Below are 19,228 nucleotides of genomic sequence, written 5' to 3'. Positions count from 1 at the left end.
GACGTATATATTTGAATTTAATAATGCGTAATTACACACCCCAATTAATTAATTCAAGTATATTTTAAGGAAAAGGGAAAAAAGTTCTTCCTGAAAATTTAGACATATAATATTTATTATATATATAACATTTATTACATATATAACATTTATCACATATATGACATGACTTACATCATTCATATATCTTAATGTTGATGATATGTTGCCAATAATTTTATAAATAAATTCCTCTGTAAAAATGAGTTTAGATATACATTGTCTTAAGGATTATAATTGAATCAATTTTATTTGTTGTAAACTAGGAAAAGGGGTTAAAAATGGTTCTATTTGGTGTTAAATAATAATTCTCGATTTCAAATACAATTTCGTCAATAATAAGGCTAATTTCATAAATGTTTAAACCGTAAAATTTAATAAATTCAATAGATTTGTAGAGACCATACAGTTGTTTTTTTGATTCAATATTGTTGAGTTCATAAATTTTTCTAAAAACCAATTCTTTGTTAGAAATTGGAGGAATACCCATTGGGCTTAAAATTTTTCTATGTAACATTTCATTATGTGTTAAAATACTGTTCCTATTTGAACTAAGATAGTTGTATGGAGCTTTTTCAAAAATTGAAAGCAAGTTTTGCAGGGTTGTTAAGTTTAAATATATTTTCATATTATTATTATTTAGCTGTTTAGCTTGATTTTTTTAGTTAAAATAACAATTGATTAAGAAGATGCATTACTCTATCCATAAATGATAGTAAGTTTTCTATTTGCTTATTTGTCTTTTAATCTTTTGTATTAAAACTGTTTATTTTTTTACGGCTTGGTTGATGTTAACTCCAATCTTATTTAATTCTTTTATCAACTTTATGATTAAATAAATAGTTTTTTAACTCATTTCCTTTTAAGCCGTCTTCTAAAAATGGTCTTCTGTTTTTGGTTTTTAATGCTCTTGATTTTTTCATATATAGTTAAGGGGGGGTATTGAAATTTTTAATTTTTAGGTATTTCTGCAACTGTAAGGAGCATAAATCAAGGTCAAAACTTCGTAGGATTTTGAGTTATCGACCTGTCGATAACACACCTTGCTAAAACCTAAGTTTATCGAATAATTAATTATTATTGATGTGTTATTATCCTCATTATAATTAATTTTAATGTTTTTTAAAATCTTCTACTTTCACCATTTAGTTCTATAAGATTAAACATCTCTTTAAAGCGATCATATAGCCTAATTCCGTATCTTTTTTTTATGTCATATATTGAGTAATTGGTGCTTATAAAAGTCTTGGTTCCTTTTTCTTTAAATGCCTCATATCTTAATTCAAAAATTCTCACGAAAATATCTTCTTTTCCGAAATTGGAAGCTTCTTTTTCAGCTCCTAGGTCATCGAAATACAGTTTGCCTCTTGAAGCGTCCCTTATTATAGAGTCTTTTAAGGGGCTTTCATTGTATTTTGTTACTATCTCATTAGCTGATCTTTTAGCGAACCATAAAGATGTAAATTTGTGTTTTTTGGATATGTTCTGAACAATATCAAAAGAAGAAGATTTACCTGTACCTAGTTTGCCAGTAACCATAAGTCCTTTTCTAAGTTCTCCTCCAAATTTTTTTTCAAAATCTAAGCTTTCAGCAAAATAGTGGCATAGATAGTTTAGGTAATCTTTATTATTTTCATCAATTATAAAATATCTTCCTAAGTTTCCGAAATAAATTTCAGCTTCTTCTTTGTATATTTTTTTTAAAACATTTGTGGTGATTTTTTTCATGATTTTACTTTTATTAAAATTTAATATCAAGTTTAAGTTGGGAAAACTATTTTTTCCCTTTACCTAATTTTATATTTATTCATTTTTTCGTATTATAAATACAGAAGTTTTATTCATTTTCATTATTTAACAGTAGTATTTTAGACACTCTGTAGCACCTGTAAATACTAGTGTTGCCGAGCGTAAGTGTGAGGGTGTATCCTTATCTAAGTGTGAGGGTGCATCCTTAACATAGTGTGAGGGTGCATCCTTAAAGTGTGAGGGTGCATCCTTAAAGTGTGAGGGTGCATTCTTAAAGTGTGAGGTTGCATCCTTAAAGTATGAGGTTGCATCCTTAAAGTATGAGGTTGTATCCTTAAAGTGTGAGGTTGCATCCTTAAAGTGTGAGGTTGCATCCTTAAAGTGTAAGGTTGTATCCTTAAAACAGTACTTCATATAAATAATCTTTGTTAATAACTATTGTAATTCCGAGAATAAAACACTGTATAAATATCCTGAAATATTTATTATTTCCTTATGTGTTTTTCTTTCATAATATTTTGCCTCACTTTCTCCTTCAATTACTTTTCTTTCTACGTTTTCCATCCAACGTCCATACATTTCTTTATAGCCAATTCTCTTAAGTAAAAATATTACCTGTGTCCTATCTAAACCGCAATCTTGAAAGTGTTTTAGGCATTTAGTTTCTTCTTCAGATAAATCTTTACCTAGAGCATTAAATGTAAATTCTAGATGAGTGATTTTTCTTCCAGTTTTTTTCTTTCTTGATATTTTTAAATTATTTATATCCTTACTTACATCTTTATTTATTGATTTTATTGCTGGAGCTAAAAAATCTCTCTCAAAAACACTATACTTAGGGTAACTATCTTTAAAATCATATTTATCTTTAGGTATAAATATTAGTTTAAGTTGTTTATCTCTTTTGAGAGGTTCTAGAGTTGTTTTATCGTATATTTCAATGTAGCCTAGATACATTTTAAGTTCATTTACTGAAATTTTACAAAAACCTGTATTTTTGAACTGAGAAATTATTTCAAAGAATTTTTTTCTCCTTATTCCATTAATTTTGAAAGCCGAATTTTCAATTTGGGTATGTCCACAATATTTTTGGGGCTTGCCTTGTGGTGTTATCTCTTTAATATATTCCTGTAATTTTTCTTTAAAAAAGAAAACTTTGCCAAACTTACCAAGTTCTATTTTTAAGGTTTCTGAATTTTCATAATCAATTTGTACATTATCAACAATATTGAATGAAATGAAACTATTATTAATGTTGTTATAGAATGCTCCTCCTATTTGTTTAATTTCTTCAACAAACTCGTGGAATTGGACAAAAGAGTATGTGTCGTTTTTTGTAATATTTTTAGCTTTCAAATAATCATCAAACGATATGTTGATAATATTCTTAGACTTACCAAAAAAATCAATCTTACTTTGAATGAGGTATACAATATCTTTATGGATTTCTCTATCAAGTTTAAAAAGACTCCTTGTAAAAAAATTTGCTTGATTAAGATATTTATTGTGTAAACCCATACTATTAATTTTATTAATTGATATTTAAGTAAGAAAAATTTATAATTTTTTATTTTCGACTAGGAGTAACTAAACTCTTGTCTTTTCTTGCGTATTCTAAAAGTTTTTTCTTTGAATAAAAAATGGGTCTACCAATACGCATATACGCATCTCTTGGAATTTTCCCTGATTTTCTCCAGGAGATTATAGAGGTTATTGATATGCCTAATAATTGAGCAGCAGCTGACTGACTTAGTTTTTCATCATCTATAGGTATTGATGAATCAATTAATTCAGTTTGCCTTAGCTCGTTAAGGATTAACCGAACGGTTCTTTTTAAGTCGTCTTTTGTGTGTGTGTAGAATAATACATTATTTGCCATATTGATATTAGTTTTAATTAAACTTAAATTTCTTTTGGCAAAGTTTGGATTAAACAACAGAGTTAACAAGTAACCAATTTTTTTTGGTTACCATAAACTCAATGTTTATAATAGATTAAAGGAGGGAATTTTTTTTAAAAAGGGCATTTGCTTGGTTATACAGATTAAAGGTTTTTCAAGGTTGTTTGGCTTTCAAAACCAATCTCTTTAATTATGTTATTAATCTTGATTTTTTCATTTTTTAATTCCTGAAATAATGGCTTTAAAGTGCTTTCACTAAGCCCTATATTCTCGTTATTATTATTTTTTAATTCAATTATTAAAATTAAATATAGATGTCTTGAACTATTGTATGTAATAATATTTATTTCGTTTAAAACATATAAAAGTTTTGATAATTTTTCTCTTAAATCAAAATCTAAAAAATTAATTGTTTCAATTGATTTTGATTCAAAAGAATACTTTGGCTTTATGTCAAAACAGTTTTTTATAAAGCGCTTAATTCTACTTTCAATATCATCATCAATAGATATCATATTTATTTTAAAAAAATTTAAAAAAATAGAATTTAGTTTTTTTGGACTAACATTAAGGGGTATTTTCTTATTAACTTTTCTACCTAATTTTGAGATTAATTGATTATTATTAGATGGTGAAGAATTATCAAATATAAAATTTTTAATAAAATCTATATATTTTAATAGTGGGTTTTCAAATCTAGGTTTAATTATATCAGAAGGTGTAAAATAGATTTTCCCATGTATATGTACTCTATCATTATGTAGGTTTGGAATTTTATCATACCCAATTCTATTTTTTAACTGATTGAGAGAACTCAATATTTTTTTTTTAAATAATAATCTTAAATATTCATTCGTTATTATTGAAAATTCGTAATGTATTAATTTAGACCATTGATTAAAATCATATAGTAAAGGGCTAAACATTAAGAGTTCGCTATCTTGATTAATTATTGAAATCTTATTTTCAATTCTCTTTTGATAATTTTTTAAATCGTAAAATTCAAATATATTTTCCATTTCTTTTGGTATTTTCTCTCCTAATGTACAGAAATAGAAAGTATGGAAATAAACACTTTTACATTGTAGTTCTTCAACCTCATTAAATGAACATTTAGAATAAAGATTATACAAACTCTTTGGATTTTTAGAAGGAATATCTAATTCATCATCTAAATACCTTTCAAATTCTGTAAGAGCTATTTTCCCTACTTCAGTATAAATTAATCTCTCTTTTTCTAATGCAACCGCATGATTTAATATAGATATTATCTTCGTTATTGGTGGAAGACTATAAATATGTTCTAAAAAATTATTACAAAGAGGTATTATACCAAGATTTTTACTGAAAATAATCTTATATATATTATCATAAGAAATTTCTGAGTGAGGTGTGAATTCATGAGTAATGTAATTAGAGTATTTATCCCTGAATTTCTTGTGATTAGACTCTTCTATAATTGGGTATTTATCTTTTAGTTTATTGATGTCTAATGTAAAAGCCTCTGGATTAGGGTCTTCAAGTAGAATTTTTTCATTGCGCTTTATTAAAAAAATTTTCTTTTTCATTTTTCAGTCTTTATATCTTATTCCATGTATTATCCATTTCTTGTTTCTTAAAATCTTCAGCGATTTTTACATATTTTCTAAATGATTCTTCTTTCTTATGTCCAGTAATATTTCTAACAATCATTTCTTTCATGCCTAGTATTAAAGAGTTGGTTACAAATGTTTTACGTGCTGTGTGACTCGTAATTACTTCATATTTTGGAACAGTTTTATTTACTATTTTTTGCCCTATATATCTTGTAATAATTGTAGGTGTTGTTATTTTAACTTTTTCACAACACTCTTTTATGTACTTATTAAATTTTTGACTTGAAATGACTGGTAATGGCTCGTAAATAGTGTCTTTATATTTTTCTAAAATAGACTTTGAATATTGGTTCAATGGTACTTTATGTCCAATTGTTTTGGTTTTTACAATATTCAGCATTAAGTGATCTTCAAAAATATTAGAGGTTCTTAAAACTTTTAAGTCACTGAACCTCAGACCTGTGAAACATCCAAAACAGTAAACATCTCTTACGTGACTTAACCTATCTGAATCGAATTCAAATTTATAGAGGTTCATTAATTCTTCCATTGTTAAATAAATAACCTCTGTTTCATCTTCGCTGGCTTTAAATTTTTTAAAATTTAGATTCGTATGATATTCTTTTTCAAAAGCCCAAGACATAAATGTTTTAAGAATTCCTATAAGTTTAGAAAAATAGTTGTTTTTTGTGTTTTTTATATCAAAAGAGTAAATTCTAAATTTTTCAAAAAAATCAAAATCAAGATCTTCGAAGTTTAAAGGCTCATTAAAATAATCTATATAGTCCTGTATGAAATTTTTAGTTGTAACATAGGACTTAATTGTTCGTTCTGCCTTAATACTTTTATTTTTATCAATAAATTCTTGAAAGCAGGTCATAAAATCAAATGTTAAATGTACTTCCTCATTAGATTCAATTTTTTTTAATAAATAATCTTCAGTTGGATTAATGTTATTTAAAAGAATAAATCTGAAAATTTCTTTAACTCGTGATTCTAAGTCTTCTATAATTTTGTTGTATTCAATATAATAATTGTATTCTTGAGATTTTAAAGGTGATTTTACTCTCTGGCTTTTCTTTACCCAATCTTTCTCTTTAACTTTTACATTAGGGACAACTTTTCTTATTCTAATGCCATTATGTGAAATAAGCATTCTAACAGGGATCAAGCCTTGTTTATCTATTTTATCCTTTCTTAAACTAAATGAAACTTTCATATATATTCAAATATAGTAAAGTTAATTGAATAGGGGTTCTAATAGGGGGATAAATATTTTAGAAAGTTAATAAAACTTAATTTAAGATGGTTAAGTAAATTTCTTATTACTAATTATCAATGAGTTAAAATGCATAAAACTATGATTAACTTTATAGGTACTCCCATCTCGAGTACCAAGAAAATCCGTAACAAACTTTTAATTAAGCAGTTATGGATTTCTTATTTCTAATCTAGTCAGTATTTAGTCAGTAATTTAAAAATAAGTATGTTTACTGGCAATTAACTTTTTTGGTTAAGAGTTTTTTATAGGGTTCAAGTTGTATGGTTTCTGTACGATAAATTTATTTTTCTTATATCTATTCAATTTTAAAATACTTTTTCAATCATTCCAATAGTCATCAACTACGAGTCTCCCGTTTCTAGACCACGTTTCATCACCACCAATTTTTGATATGTTTATATCAACTTCGTTTTCAATTTCGACTTCTCCAGTAACATCAACTTGGTTTAAAACTATTACCTTTTGAGGTTTTTTGCTTAATTGGTTATTAATTATTTTTTGGTTCTGATAAATATTAGCCCAAACTCCAATGGCTATAATCGTTAATACAACTTTAATAAATAAATTTTTCATTTCACCTTTATTATTAAATATTTAGTTAATCCTATTTTCTTTTAGTCAATTTCAATTGGTATCGACCTTTTATTTTTTTATTATAAAACCTTCCTTTTGAATCTGATTTTGTGAAATTTTCCCAAACAGGATGAGGCATATTTTGATAGATGTAAGTCTTATTACGTATTTTCATAACAAAAAAACCTGAGACATTATTACAACTCAAGTATTTTGCAGAAGTAATCCAAGGGCTATCTGATGTATCTGCTTTATAAGAATGTTTATAATTAGCACTCAATACTAAAGCCTTTGCTTGTTGATAATTTTCAAAACTACTAGGTAAGTCTTGACAGTTTTCTTTGCACGATGTTAGTATTGCAGCACCTAAAAGAAATAATATAATTATTTTTTTATCCATACTACACGCTTTTTAAATTTTTCTTTTTCATCTAAATATTTCTTTTGATTAACTATTTCTTTAAAAAATATTTTTAAATCATTTTCATTATACCTTGGGTCTTTTTCCTTTGCGACAGGTAAGAGCCTTGTCATAAGTGATTTTGCTTCTAATCTGTATTTTTTTTCTAATTCAAAATAAGCAAGAGCAAATACTAATAAGTCGCTATTTATGGGAATGATATTTTTGTTAAATAGAATATTAAATTCTTTTTTATCAGTACTAGTTTTAGATAATTTTAATTCTATTTCATCAGTAATATCAGCAAAGTGAAGGAGCATCTGTTTATTATTAAACTCACTTTTTATTTTTCTTGTTTTGGTTCTCGTCTTGGCTCTTTTCTTAGGTTTTTCATTTAACAATTCTAAAAGACTTTCGCTAAGAATCGGGATTTCTGCTTTTGTTGGTTTTATTTTCTTTTTTTTTATGTTTCTAATTTTTATTGGAGAATTAGTTTTATTTTTTAAGTGTTTATTTAGTATTCTATTTCCATTTAGATAACTGCCATACAAGTTAGTATATTTTAACCCTACAATTGGGACCTCAATCATCCAATAATTAATTAAAAGCATATCGTAAGGGTCTTTTGGGTTTTTAGACCACTTTTCAAAGTCAATGTATTTAGGGAAAAACTCTAAAGCAAATTTAGTGTTGAATGTTTTTCTTTTCTCAAACTCTTCTCTGTAAGCCTTTTTATTTCTGTTGGCTACATAAGGGTATAAACCGTTATATAACGTAATTGTTATTGACTCAATTGTTGCCATATCACATTATAGTTTTAAACTATATTTTCTTTATTCAATTATGGTAAATTCAAATATTAATGAATAAAAATAATCTTGTACAATGAAGATAGATGCGGATATATAAATTTTTGGATTATCAGTTTTTCGTGTATAGTACTTCACAAGCATATCTTCTGAATTAAGACTATCCAAATATTCAAAATCACTGCTAATTAAGTGTTTAACTAAATTATTGTGTTTTTGTTTTCCTTTAAACATATAAATCACTTTATTTTTAGTTAATGATAAATCATTTTTAGAATAAATAAAAACAATAGTTTCAACTTCAGAAATATATTTACTGTTTGTACTAAAAGTTATCTCATGTAACGGATATTTACTGTTGTCTTCACCTTTGAAATCAAAACCATTATTAATCAATAGCGGTTCTACTTTTGAATAGTTAGTTTTGAAAATTTCAACTAACTCATCAACTTCTAATTGTTGAGAAAAGGAAAAGATACTAAATAGGAAAAGAATTAAAATAAAAACATATTTCATAGCAAATGAATTTATATCTAAAATTAGATGTTTTCAAATAATATACCAATGATTTTTGTCATAACCTTATAATTAATTGGATTTTTAAAGATGTGTAACTCCTTCAATACTACACTAATTAAGCACATTTACTACTCATATACATAAACCATCAATAGTAACGTTAATACTTGGTTTAAATAATACTTTAAACACTATTTCAACTATTGATTATAAATATATTTGTTAAGGTTAAATTAGGGTAATTATAGATGCTCTTGTGCCTGAGGGTTGACTATATATTATAAATAAAAGTGGTAACTCTTTTTGAAAACTTTTTTATTTAATGCCAGGAGGTTTTTTACTTTGGTGTTTTTATATAAAATGTTTAAAATTATATAAGCCTTCCTTTATTTGGGGAGTGCTTATTTTTATTTATAATTGTATATTAAGAGGGTTAATTTAAAGTGTTTTATAATTTACGTTGGCTTTTTTTGTAAGTTCTTGGTGATTTCCCCATTAAATTTTTAAAAACTCTTGAAAAGTATAAAGGGTCTTCAAATCCAAGTTTGAAGCTGATTTCTTTTATGCTTAAATCTGTATAATTTAAATATTCACAAGCTTTTTGAATTTTCTTTAAATTAAAAAAAACTAATATGGGATATCCAGTGTCCAATTTAAATTTGGTATGTAAATAAGATTTTGAATAGTTAAATTTAGAGGCAATTTCATCCAGAGTAAAATTTTTATCTAAATTGTTTAATAAGTCTTTTTTTATTGAGTCTACTAAGGTGTCATTATTACTCATTTTAATAGTCAGCTCAAAATCATGATAGATAAAAGAGCTTATAAAGTTTAAACTTAACAGGTTAGCGTATTCTAGATGGTTTTCTAAATAGTTTCGATCAAATGAACTAAATATTTTTTCGAAAAGTTTAATTTTTTCAATAGAAAAAGGTGCATTTTTATAATTATTTGAATTTGTAGTAATATATCTATCGTATAGTTGAGGAGCTATTACTCCGTTAAAGTGAAACCAATAAATACTCCAAGGATCTATATCGTTAGCTTTATATTCATGTGGTGTGTTTTTTGGGATTATGAAAAATTGGTTAGGGGAAATTAGAGTTTTTTCTCTATTTAGTGTGATTTCTCCTCTACCTTTAGTGCAATATATAAAAATATATTGGCTAGCACCTTTTTCCCTTATTCGGTAATGATGACTTGCCTCTGGGTAGTAGCCTAAGTCACTTATGTAAAAATTATTGGTAACTGGGTTTTCTTTTGTAATGTTTATTATTGTTTTTGGTAATGCTATCATCTTTTGGCCTATAAAGCCATCTCTTAAAGTAGTATTATTCATTATTTGAATTTTTGTATTTAAGTTTTCTTGTGTTATTTATAATTGAATTTTAACAAGTGAAAACAAGTATAATTAAAATCTTAAATAAAATCAGCTTTAAAGATAGTGTCTTATTTTTTCCATTTATCTTCATAAAATAACAGAGTGAAATTATCTATATTATTATTTAATTTAATTTCGTTCCTTAAATTTAAGTGTGTTTTAGTAAAGGTAGTGTTAAAAAAATAAATTTTTTTTAATTTTTTTAAAATTTGCTATAAACTAATTATAACTGTTTCTTCTAAATCGTTGTAAAACTAAGTATTTTTTTCTTTAGGAAAGTGTTTGTTGATTTGGTTTTTCTTATATGTTATTTTTTTTATTAAAGTATCTCTATTTTTTTTACTTAAAATTTTTACTTCTTTTTTTAAGTATTAAAATTTTATTCGATCTTATAAAAAAGTATTATTGTCCATATATTCAGTTTTTATCTCTATTTTTTTGTTTTGTTTTTGATGTAAGTTTGTATGAGGATAAGTTATTTAATATCCTTTATTTTATTATTTGAATCTATTTGTTTTTTAATTTAATAAACATAATTCAAATATATTATAGTGTAATCTACTTTTAAGGAATTATCTGTGTTTTAAATAATAAGTAGTATTTAATTCTTAAATATTTAAAAGTGAATTTTAATGTAGTAACAAAACCAAACAACAATAATTATAATAATTATGAAAACAACAAAATCAATTTTACTGTCACTACTATATTCTCAGGTTGTAGTGATGGTATGGTAAAATTAGTTTCAATACTAGAGTTTTAGTCTTTAACAGATAGAATATCGTAACTCCTTAGTCAACTATTAATATTCTCAAGAGTTATTTATAATGAATCAACAATTGAGTATGTAGATATGAACTTTGGTTTTAGGATTTAAGTACAAGAGATTAAAACTAAACATGATTTTGCTGTAATTTAATACTAATCACTTTAAAACTTTAATTATATGATGTAAAAACTACTATTAAACTACTACTATTATTAAAATCAGCCTTATATGGTATTGTTAAGTTAACAATTGCTAAATATATAAAGGTTCAATAAATTATTTTAAATAATTAAACTACAACCAAATATGAAAAACTTTATTAATCTTAAAAGATTATATTTTTATGATTTAGAATTTGATTTTAAGACTAAATTTATCTCATTATTTTTGCTGATATTTTTATTTCAAATTCAAGCAAATGCCTCGGATATTTCAGATATCCCTCAACAAGAAAAAATTATAAGTGGAATTGTTACCGATGATCAAGGAGCCCCATTACCAGGAGCTAGTATTATTGTCAAAGGAACTTCAAATGGAGTAACTACGGATTTTGATGGTAAGTTTAGTATCAATATAGATGCAAACTCCACTACCTTAGTGGTATCTTATATAGGATTTCAAACTGTTGAAGTAGCCATTGGAGATACCACCGATTTTGTTATTAATCTAAAATCTAGTGCTGAAAGTCTTAGTGAAGTAGTAGTAGTGGGTTATGGAACTCAAAAAAAGGTAAATTTAACCGGTTCAGTAGGTACAGTAGAATCAGAGACTTTTGAGTCGAGACCAGTTCAAAGTGCTACACAAATGCTTCAAGGAGCAGTAGGCGGTTTAAATATAAGTTCAACAGGAGGGAGTTTAGAAGATGAATCGACTATAAATATACGAGGAGTTGCAACCATTGGAGATGGATCAACAGGAGCTCCATTAGTACTTATAGACGGAATGGAAGGAGATATCAATTCAATAAACCCACAAGATATAGAGAATGTTTCAGTACTTAAAGATGCAGCAGCATCTTCTATCTATGGTTCACGAGCACCCTTTGGAGTAATTTTAATTACTACAAAAAAAGGACGAAAAGGCTTAGTATCTGTTAATTATAATAATAGTTTTAGAGTATCTTCACCTATAAATATGCCAGATATGATGGACTCTTACACATTTGCTACATATTTTAATGATGCAAATATAAACGGAGGTAAAAGCCCTATGTTTGGAGAAGAGCGTATGGAAAGAATTTTAGCATACCAACAAGGAACATTAACAGCTTCAATAATACCAAATCCAAATAATCCAGAAAGATGGGCTGATGGTTATGCAGAAGGTAATGCAAATGTAGATTGGTACGATGCACTTTATCGTGATAGTTCTTTTTCACAAGAACATAATTTAAGTTTACGAGGAGGTGGAGATGCCATAACTTATTATTTATCTGCAAATTTTTTAGATCAAGATGGTTTAATGGAATTTAACAGAGATAAGTTTAATAGATATACTACAACAGCCAAGATAAATGCAAAAATAACAGATTGGGCAACAGTAAATTTATCGAATCGTTTTATTAGAGAAGATTATGGACGTCCATCTAAACTTAATAATTCATTGTTCCAAAATTTAGCACGTCAAGGATGGCCTGTACTTCCGTTATACGATCCAAATGGGTATTTATACTCTTCACCTTCACCAGCATTAGGACTTAGTGAAGGAGGACGAGATGAAAGTCAAAAGGATTGGGTATATCAACAAGCTCAATTAATTTTAAAACCATTAGAAGGGTGGGAGATTTTTGGAGAATTTAATTTTCGTTCATTAAATAATTTCCGTCATTGGGATGTTTTACAAACATTTAATCATGATGTAAGTGGAAGCCCTTATTTAAAAGATTCAGCATCTAGTGTGTATGAAGAAGCTTCAAGAGAAAATTATTACAATACTAATATTTACACCAACTATAGTAAAACTTTAAATGAAAAGCATAATTTTAAAGTGCTTTTAGGTTTCCAATCAGAATTAAATAAGTTTCGTGAACTCTCAGCAGAAAGAGATGGAGTTATTATTCCTTCTTCACCAGTTTTAGACTTAACTTCAGGGACAGATAGTAACGGTAATACTGTTGCTCCATCAGTTTCTGGTGAATATCAAAGTTGGGCTACAGAAGGTTTTTTTGGTCGTTTAAATTATGATTATGATGGAAAATACCTATTTGAAGCTAACATAAGACGTGATGGAACATCTAGATATAGAGATGATAAAAGATGGAAAACATTCCCTTCATTTTCTGCAGGTTGGAATATCGCCAAAGAAACATTCTGGGAATCGATATCAGCAGATATTACAACATTTAAATTAAGAGGATCTTGGGGAGAGTTAGGAAATCAAAACACAACAAATTGGTATCCAACTTATGTAACTATGCCGGTAAATACAGCAAGTGGAGATTGGTTAGTTAATGGTTCCCGTCCAAATACAAGTTCAGCACCAGGATTGGTAAGTCAAAGTTTAACATGGGAACGTGTTCAAAGTTGGAATGTAGGTTTAGATATAAGTGCTTTTAATAGTCGCTTAACATCTTCAATAGATTATTTTACACGTAATACGTTAGATATGGTTGGTCCTGCACCAGAATTACCAGTAGCATTAGGAACCTCAGTTCCTAAGACAAATAATACAGATTTAAAAACCTATGGATTTGAATTAAATGTAGCCTGGAGAGATTATTTAGATAATGGCCTTAATTACCAAATACAGCTATTACTTTCAGACTCACAAACAAAAATCACAAAATATCCAAATGCAACAAATTCTTTTGATTTATACCGAGAAGGTCAATTAACAGGAGAAATATGGGGATATGAAACTATTGGAATCGCAAAAACAGATGCTGAAATGGCAGCACATTTAGCCTCTTTACCAGAAGGTGGTCAAAATGCAATAGGAAGCCAATGGACCGCAGGAGATATTATGTATAAAGATTTAAATAATGATGGTAAAATTGATTCAGGTTCTTGGACAGAAGATGATCCAGGAGATAGAAAAATTATAGGAAATAACACTGCAAGGTTTCCCTTTTCAATTAATTTAAGTGCAGATTATAAAGGGTTTGATGCACGAGTTTTTTTTCAAGGAATTATGAAACGAGATTATTTTTCTAGTAGTCCTTATTTTTGGGGAGCTTCAGGTAGTGGTATCTGGTGGTCTACAGGTCTTGCAGAGCATGCAGATTATTTTAGAGCAGATGAAAACCATTACTTAGGTCAAAATTTAGATTCTTATTACCCACGCCCTTTATTTAATGATAAAAATAAACAATCTCAAACACGTTATTTACAAGATGCATCATATATAAGAATGAAAAATATACAATTAGGCTATACACTTCCAACAGAAGTTGTTGAAAAAGTAGGAATGCAAAAATTAAGAATTTTTATATCTGGAGAAAATCTATGGACAATAACTAATTTAACAAGTGTTTTTGATCCAGAAACAATTCAGTATGGTTCTAATGGTAACGGTAATGCCTACCCATTATCAAAAACTATTTCAGCAGGTTTAACCTTAAACTTTTAAAACGATGAAAATAATGAAATATATAAAACCAATTTTAATAGTAATTATTATAAGTTTTTTAACAAGTTGTAGTAAAGATTATTTAGATATAAAACCAGAATCAGATATTGTACCTGAAGATTACCTTAAAGAAGAATCTCAATTAGATGCTTATGCTGTGGATATGTATGATTTGTTTCCTACACATGATCAATGGGACTTTGGGACATTTGGTATAGATACCAATACAGATAATATGGCAGGTGTTGATTACGACAGTAAATATGTTCCAGGACAATGGAAAGTATCTCAAACAGGAGGAGATTGGAGTTTTACTAATATTTATAAATGTAATTATTTCCTTAATAATGTTTTGCCAAGTTGGAAAAACAATGAAATTGCGGGAAGTTTAACAGGCATTGAACAAGCTATTGGAGAAATCTACTTTTTTAGAGCTTATGAATATTTTAATAAAGTACAAGCACTTGGAGATTTTCCAATAATAAAAACAACACTATCAGATAATAAAGAAGAACTTACAGAAGCAAGTAAAAGAGATCCAAGAACAGATGTTGTACGTTTTATATTATCGGATCTTGATTCAGCATCAGTATTGATGTCTAATGGATCTAAAAATAGATTGTCTCAAGCGAGTGCCCTTTTAATGAAATCTCGTGTTGCACTTTATGAAGCTACTTGGCTTAAATATTTTAAAAATACAGCTTTTGTGCCTAATGGTACTGGATGGCCAGGAAAAGAAAAAGAATACAATCAAAATTATCAATACCCTTCAGGAAGTATAGAGGCTGAAATCGATTGGCTACTTGACCAAGCAATGAATGCAGCAAGTCAAGTTGCAAACTCTTATCAATTAACTCCAAATAACGGAGTATTACAACAATCGGTATCTGATAGTCAAAATTCTTATTTTGATATGTTTAGTGCAGAAGATATGTCTGTTTACGATGAAGTTATATTATGGCGTGATTATGATAAAGGTTTAGGAATAACAAATAATGTTCCAGTGAACTCTCAAAAAGGAAATTTCGGGATTGGACTTACTAAAGGTATGGTTGATTCATTTTTAATGAGTAATGGTCTGCCTATTTATGCAAATAATTCAGGATATGAAGGAGATGATTATATAACAGATGTACGACAAAATAGAGATGGACGTTTATGGCTTTTTCTAAAAGAACCAGGGCAAAAAAATATTTTGTATGAATCTAGTGTAGGTACACACGGCACACCTGTAGAACCAATACCAGATATTACAAAATCTGGATCTACAGAAACTTATACAACAGGTTATACCATTAGAAAAGGCTTGAATTATGATCAAGCACAAACAGATAATGGAGGAGGCTCTGTAGGAAGTCTAGTATTTAGAGCTGTTGAAGCATATTTAAATTATATAGAAGCCTCTTATGAGAAAAATGGAACACTTGATGGTACTGCTAAGCAATACTGGGAACAAATTCGAACAAGAGCTAATGTAAATCCAGATTTTCAATTAACAATTGCAGCTACTGATATGCAGCAAGAGGCATTAGGAGATTGGGGAGCGTATTCTGCAGGACAACTAATAGATCCTACATTATACAATATTAGAAGAGAACGTAGATCAGAATTAATGGCAGAAGGGTTACGTGAAATGGATTTAAAGCGATGGAGATCTATGGATCAGTTAATTTCAGATCCATACCACATTGAAGGCTTTAAACTTTGGGGTCCAATGCAAGAATGGTATTCAGATTTAGTTTATGATACAAGTTCGGCAAATGTTTCTTCACCTTCTCGTAGTGAATATCTAAGACCTTATGAAAAAACAGGAAATGAATTGGTGTATGAAGGGTATAGTTGGGCAATGGCACATTATCTAAAACCAATAGCAATGCAACATTTTTTGATTACTTCAGAAAATAATGATGTAAATAGCTCACCGGTTTATCAAAATCCGGGTTGGCCAACTTCTGCAAATGAAGGTCCACATGATATTAATTAAATAAGAAAACTAAAAAAAGAGAATAAGCGTAATTAAATAATTATGCTTATTCTTTTAGAGTAATGCATAGTTTAAAATAAAGCATTATTTAGAATATATTCGACTTTCTTATACCAATCTAAAGGTCATTTCTTAAAATTAAGAAAAATAGTTTATCAGCCGAAATTGATTTTTTAGGTTGTAGATTTATAATGGTTATATTTTGATTTTAATAAGCCTGAACGTGGAAATTAAATTAAGTAGAATTGTATATGAAAATAGATTTGCAGAGCTTGTTTCAAATTATAAAAAAAAACATATTAATATGAATTTAAAAAACATATTTGAGTTATTTTTTTGTCTGATAGCCGTTTTTTTAAGTGGTTGTAAAAATAAAAATGTATCTATCGAAAAAGAAGCTAATAAACCTAATAAAGACTGGTATAACAGTAGTTTGACAAAAGATTAATTCTTTATGGAAGAATATATAATAAAATAACAAAACATTATGGGGACCACAAAATTCAATTTTACATATTTACTTTTTTTAGCATTAGTATCGGCTATGGGAGGTTTTCTATTTGGTTATGACTGGGTAGTTATTGGCGGTGCTAAACCTTTCTACGAATTATTTTTTAACATTAGCTCTATGCCAACCCTGCAAGGTTGGGCTATGAGTAGTGCCTTAATTGGTTGTATTTTTGGGGCAGTAATTTCAGGTCTTGTTGCGGATCGTTTTGGAAGAAAAATCCCGTTGATTTTTTCTGCTGCACTATTCACATTATCTGCATTTGGAACAGGCTATGTTGACCAATTTACACCATTTATTGTTTTTAGATTGATTGGTGGATTAGGAATAGGGTTGGCTTCTACACTTTCACCAATGTATATTGCAGAAATTGCTCCAGCAAAATACAGAGGGCAGTTTGTAGCCATCAATCAATTAACTATTGTAATAGGAATATTAGCAGCACAAATTGCTAATTATTTTATTGCAGAATCAATTCCTGATACTCATACTCCAGAAATTATTTTAAGTTCTTGGAATGGGCAAATAGGTTGGCGATGGATGTTTTGGGCAGAATTAATTCCAGCTATAGCGTTTTTTGTACTAATGTTTTTAGTACCTAAAAGTCCAAGGTTCTTAGTTAAAATAAATAAAGATGCTCAAGCACTAAGAGTGTTAAGTAAAATAGGTGGTGAAATCTATGCAAATCATGCATTAAGTGATATAAAGCTTACTTTGAAGGAAAGTGGAAATAAAAATGTGAAATTTTCAGATTTTAAAAGCCCAACAATTAAGCCTGTTATTATCATAGGAATTGTGTTAGCTGTTTTTCAACAATGGTGTGGTATCAATATTATTTTTAATTATGCTGAAGAAATATTTACAGCAGCTGGTTATAGTGTGGGTGATATGCTGTTTAATATTGTAATTACTGGAAGTGTTAATTTAATTTTTACGTTTGTTGCCATGAGAACAGTAGATAGTTGGGGCAGAAGAAAACTGATGCTTCTTGGATCTATTGGTTTAGCAGTGGTATATGCTATTTTAGGAGGTGCCTACTATTTCGAGTTTACGGGTTGGCCAGTATTACTTTTGGTTATCATTGCTATTGGTATTTACGCCATGTCTTTGGCTCCAATTACTTGGGTTGTTTTATCTGAAATTTTTCCTAACAGATTGCGTGGTGTTGCAATGTCTATAGCTACATTCTCACTTTGGGTGGCCTCATTTATTTTAACTTTTACATTCCCTATTTTAAATGATGCTTTAGGAGCTTCTGGTACATTTTGGGTGTATAGTTTAATTTGTGTTTCTGGATATATGTTTATAAAAAACAAATTACCTGAAACAAAAGGTAAGAGTTTGGAAGAAATTGAATTGGAGTTAACGAAAGATAAATAATTGAAGAATTTAATGATGATAAATAAAAAGATAATTTTTGGACTAACTTTTATGTTGAGTTTAAATTTTGCTTCTGCACAGCAAAAAGAAATGTCACAATATAAAAAAGAAATAGCAAGTTCTTATTTAGATTCACTTAAAACCGAATTAAAAGTGAAATGGCCAAAAAATCGCACTATTAATTTAGTGTTTCATGGACATTCGGTGCCTACAGGTTACACTACTCGAGGAGTAATAGATAGATTACAATCGTATCCTTTTAGAACGTTAAAAAAAGTAAACGATTTTTACCCTTATTCAGTTGTGAATACAATAACAACATCTATTGGAGGAGAACAAGCTGAACAGGGAGCAAAACGCTTTAAAGACGAGGTGCTTATTTATAAACCCGATGTGCTTTTTATAGATTATGCACTTAACGATAGAAGTATAGGTTTGGAGCGTGCAAAGGTAGCATGGGAACAAATGATTCAAGAAGCATTGGCTTATGGAACAAAAGTTATTTTGTTAACTCCAACACCAGATCTGAAGGAAGAAATTTCTTCTGAAAATACTGAATTGGCAAAACACAGTGAGCAAATTAGGAGTTTAGCAAAAAAATATAGTGTTGGCTTAGTGGATTGCTATGCGTTATTTAAGAAGATTGCAAGAACAGAACCTTTAATTGGATATATGGCACAAAACAATCATATCAATCAAAAAGGACATCAATTTGTTGCCGATGCCATTTTCGAATATTTTAAAACGCAGCCAAACAATAAATAATGACAATA

Annotated in this window: 16 protein-coding genes; 5 read left to right on the top strand and 11 right to left on the bottom strand. The window is 28.2% G+C overall.

What is annotated here, in order from left to right:
• Nucleotides 1–301: 301 nt before the first annotated feature.
• The 11 genes from MHL31_RS09060 to MHL31_RS09010 all read right to left on the bottom strand — a co-directional run bounded on the left by MHL31_RS09060 (nt 302) and on the right by MHL31_RS09010 (nt 10,205).
• Nucleotides 302–667, bottom strand: coding sequence for a hypothetical protein (locus tag MHL31_RS09060; RefSeq protein ID WP_240225623.1), 366 nt, complete (start codon nt 665–667; stop codon nt 302–304).
• Between the two features lie 494 nt (nt 668–1,161).
• Nucleotides 1,162–1,767, bottom strand: a complete 606-nt coding sequence (locus MHL31_RS09055; protein ID WP_240225621.1) for a hypothetical protein — start codon at nt 1,765–1,767, stop codon at nt 1,162–1,164.
• Nucleotides 1,768–2,223: 456 nt separating this feature from the next.
• Nucleotides 2,224–3,306 (bottom strand): replication initiation protein, encoded by a 1,083-nt coding sequence (locus MHL31_RS09050; protein ID WP_240225620.1) that lies wholly within the window; start codon nt 3,304–3,306, stop codon nt 2,224–2,226.
• A gap of 49 nt (nt 3,307–3,355) precedes the next feature.
• Nucleotides 3,356–3,667, bottom strand: coding sequence for a helix-turn-helix domain-containing protein (locus MHL31_RS09045; RefSeq protein ID WP_240225618.1), 312 nt, complete (start codon nt 3,665–3,667; stop codon nt 3,356–3,358).
• A gap of 164 nt (nt 3,668–3,831) precedes the next feature.
• Nucleotides 3,832–5,256, bottom strand: coding sequence for a hypothetical protein (locus MHL31_RS09040; protein WP_240225617.1), 1,425 nt, complete (start codon nt 5,254–5,256; stop codon nt 3,832–3,834).
• Between the two features lie 10 nt (nt 5,257–5,266).
• On the bottom strand, nt 5,267–6,502 hold the full coding sequence (locus MHL31_RS09035) for a site-specific integrase (protein WP_240225615.1): 1,236 nt from the start codon (nt 6,500–6,502) through the stop codon (nt 5,267–5,269).
• 381 nt (nt 6,503–6,883) lie between these two features.
• Nucleotides 6,884–7,138, bottom strand: coding sequence for a hypothetical protein (locus tag MHL31_RS09030; RefSeq protein ID WP_240225614.1), 255 nt, complete (start codon nt 7,136–7,138; stop codon nt 6,884–6,886).
• A 31-nt stretch (nt 7,139–7,169) separates the two neighbouring features.
• The gene (locus MHL31_RS09025) at nt 7,170–7,538 is read right to left on the bottom strand and encodes a KTSC domain-containing protein (RefSeq protein ID WP_240225612.1); all 369 of its coding nucleotides are present in this window, start codon (nt 7,536–7,538) and stop codon (nt 7,170–7,172) included.
• Nucleotides 7,523–8,341 (bottom strand): hypothetical protein, encoded by an 819-nt coding sequence (locus tag MHL31_RS09020; protein WP_240225610.1) that lies wholly within the window; start codon nt 8,339–8,341, stop codon nt 7,523–7,525. The genes MHL31_RS09025 and MHL31_RS09020 overlap by 16 nt, the downstream gene beginning before the upstream one ends.
• A gap of 30 nt (nt 8,342–8,371) precedes the next feature.
• The gene (locus tag MHL31_RS09015) at nt 8,372–8,863 is read right to left on the bottom strand and encodes a hypothetical protein (RefSeq protein WP_240225609.1); all 492 of its coding nucleotides are present in this window, start codon (nt 8,861–8,863) and stop codon (nt 8,372–8,374) included.
• A gap of 451 nt (nt 8,864–9,314) precedes the next feature.
• Nucleotides 9,315–10,205, bottom strand: coding sequence for an AraC family transcriptional regulator (locus tag MHL31_RS09010; RefSeq protein ID WP_240225608.1), 891 nt, complete (start codon nt 10,203–10,205; stop codon nt 9,315–9,317).
• A gap of 1,117 nt (nt 10,206–11,322) precedes the next feature.
• Between MHL31_RS09010 and MHL31_RS09005 the strand changes: the two genes are divergently transcribed.
• The 5 genes from MHL31_RS09005 (at nt 11,323) to MHL31_RS08985 (ending at nt 19,220) form a co-directional block, all read left to right on the top strand.
• A complete protein-coding gene (locus tag MHL31_RS09005; RefSeq protein WP_240225607.1) occupies nt 11,323–14,583 on the top strand; it encodes a TonB-dependent receptor in 3,261 nt (1,086 codons plus the stop codon).
• A 13-nt stretch (nt 14,584–14,596) separates the two neighbouring features.
• Nucleotides 14,597–16,567 carry a RagB/SusD family nutrient uptake outer membrane protein gene (locus MHL31_RS09000; RefSeq protein ID WP_240225606.1) on the top strand — a complete coding sequence of 657 codons (1,971 nt, stop codon included), beginning with the start codon at nt 14,597–14,599 and terminating at the stop codon, nt 16,565–16,567.
• Between the two features lie 223 nt (nt 16,568–16,790).
• Complete coding sequence (locus tag MHL31_RS08995; protein ID WP_240225605.1) at nt 16,791–17,015, top strand: hypothetical protein; 225 nt, start codon at nt 16,791–16,793, stop codon at nt 17,013–17,015.
• Between the two features lie 39 nt (nt 17,016–17,054).
• Nucleotides 17,055–18,455, top strand: coding sequence for a sugar porter family MFS transporter (locus MHL31_RS08990; RefSeq protein WP_240225604.1), 1,401 nt, complete (start codon nt 17,055–17,057; stop codon nt 18,453–18,455).
• 90 nt (nt 18,456–18,545) lie between these two features.
• Entirely contained in the window at nt 18,546–19,220 is a 675-nt protein-coding gene (locus MHL31_RS08985) for an SGNH/GDSL hydrolase family protein (protein ID WP_240225603.1), read from the top strand.
• Nucleotides 19,221–19,228: the final 8 nt, after the last annotated feature.

It is taken from the genome of Lutibacter sp. A80 (assembly GCF_022429645.1).
Classification (GTDB): domain Bacteria; phylum Bacteroidota; class Bacteroidia; order Flavobacteriales; family Flavobacteriaceae; genus Lutibacter.
The sequence above is the reverse complement of the archived record's forward strand: the minus strand, read 5'-3'. Positions and strand labels throughout refer to the sequence as shown.

What these genes read in the sequence shown, in the direction of transcription:
- MHL31_RS09060 (WP_240225623.1), bottom strand. Translation starts at nt 667, where the DNA reads ATGAAAATATATTTAAACTTAACAACCCTGCAAAACTTGCTTTCAATT.
- MHL31_RS09005 (WP_240225607.1), top strand. Translation starts at nt 11,323, where the DNA reads ATGAAAAACTTTATTAATCTTAAAAGATTATATTTTTATGATTTAGAA.
- MHL31_RS09010 (WP_240225608.1), bottom strand. Translation starts at nt 10,205, where the DNA reads ATGAATAATACTACTTTAAGAGATGGCTTTATAGGCCAAAAGATGATA.
- MHL31_RS09050 (WP_240225620.1), bottom strand. Translation starts at nt 3,306, where the DNA reads ATGGGTTTACACAATAAATATCTTAATCAAGCAAATTTTTTTACAAGG.
- MHL31_RS09030 (WP_240225614.1), bottom strand. Translation starts at nt 7,138, where the DNA reads ATGAAAAATTTATTTATTAAAGTTGTATTAACGATTATAGCCATTGGA.
- MHL31_RS08985 (WP_240225603.1), top strand. Translation starts at nt 18,546, where the DNA reads ATGTCACAATATAAAAAAGAAATAGCAAGTTCTTATTTAGATTCACTT.
- MHL31_RS09045 (WP_240225618.1), bottom strand. Translation starts at nt 3,667, where the DNA reads ATGGCAAATAATGTATTATTCTACACACACACAAAAGACGACTTAAAA.
- MHL31_RS09020 (WP_240225610.1), bottom strand. Translation starts at nt 8,341, where the DNA reads ATGGCAACAATTGAGTCAATAACAATTACGTTATATAACGGTTTATAC.
- MHL31_RS09035 (WP_240225615.1), bottom strand. Translation starts at nt 6,502, where the DNA reads ATGAAAGTTTCATTTAGTTTAAGAAAGGATAAAATAGATAAACAAGGC.
- MHL31_RS08990 (WP_240225604.1), top strand. Translation starts at nt 17,055, where the DNA reads ATGGGGACCACAAAATTCAATTTTACATATTTACTTTTTTTAGCATTA.
- MHL31_RS09040 (WP_240225617.1), bottom strand. Translation starts at nt 5,256, where the DNA reads ATGAAAAAGAAAATTTTTTTAATAAAGCGCAATGAAAAAATTCTACTT.
- MHL31_RS09055 (WP_240225621.1), bottom strand. Translation starts at nt 1,767, where the DNA reads ATGAAAAAAATCACCACAAATGTTTTAAAAAAAATATACAAAGAAGAA.
- MHL31_RS09025 (WP_240225612.1), bottom strand. Translation starts at nt 7,538, where the DNA reads ATGGATAAAAAAATAATTATATTATTTCTTTTAGGTGCTGCAATACTA.
- MHL31_RS09015 (WP_240225609.1), bottom strand. Translation starts at nt 8,863, where the DNA reads ATGAAATATGTTTTTATTTTAATTCTTTTCCTATTTAGTATCTTTTCC.
- MHL31_RS09000 (WP_240225606.1), top strand. Translation starts at nt 14,597, where the DNA reads ATGAAATATATAAAACCAATTTTAATAGTAATTATTATAAGTTTTTTA.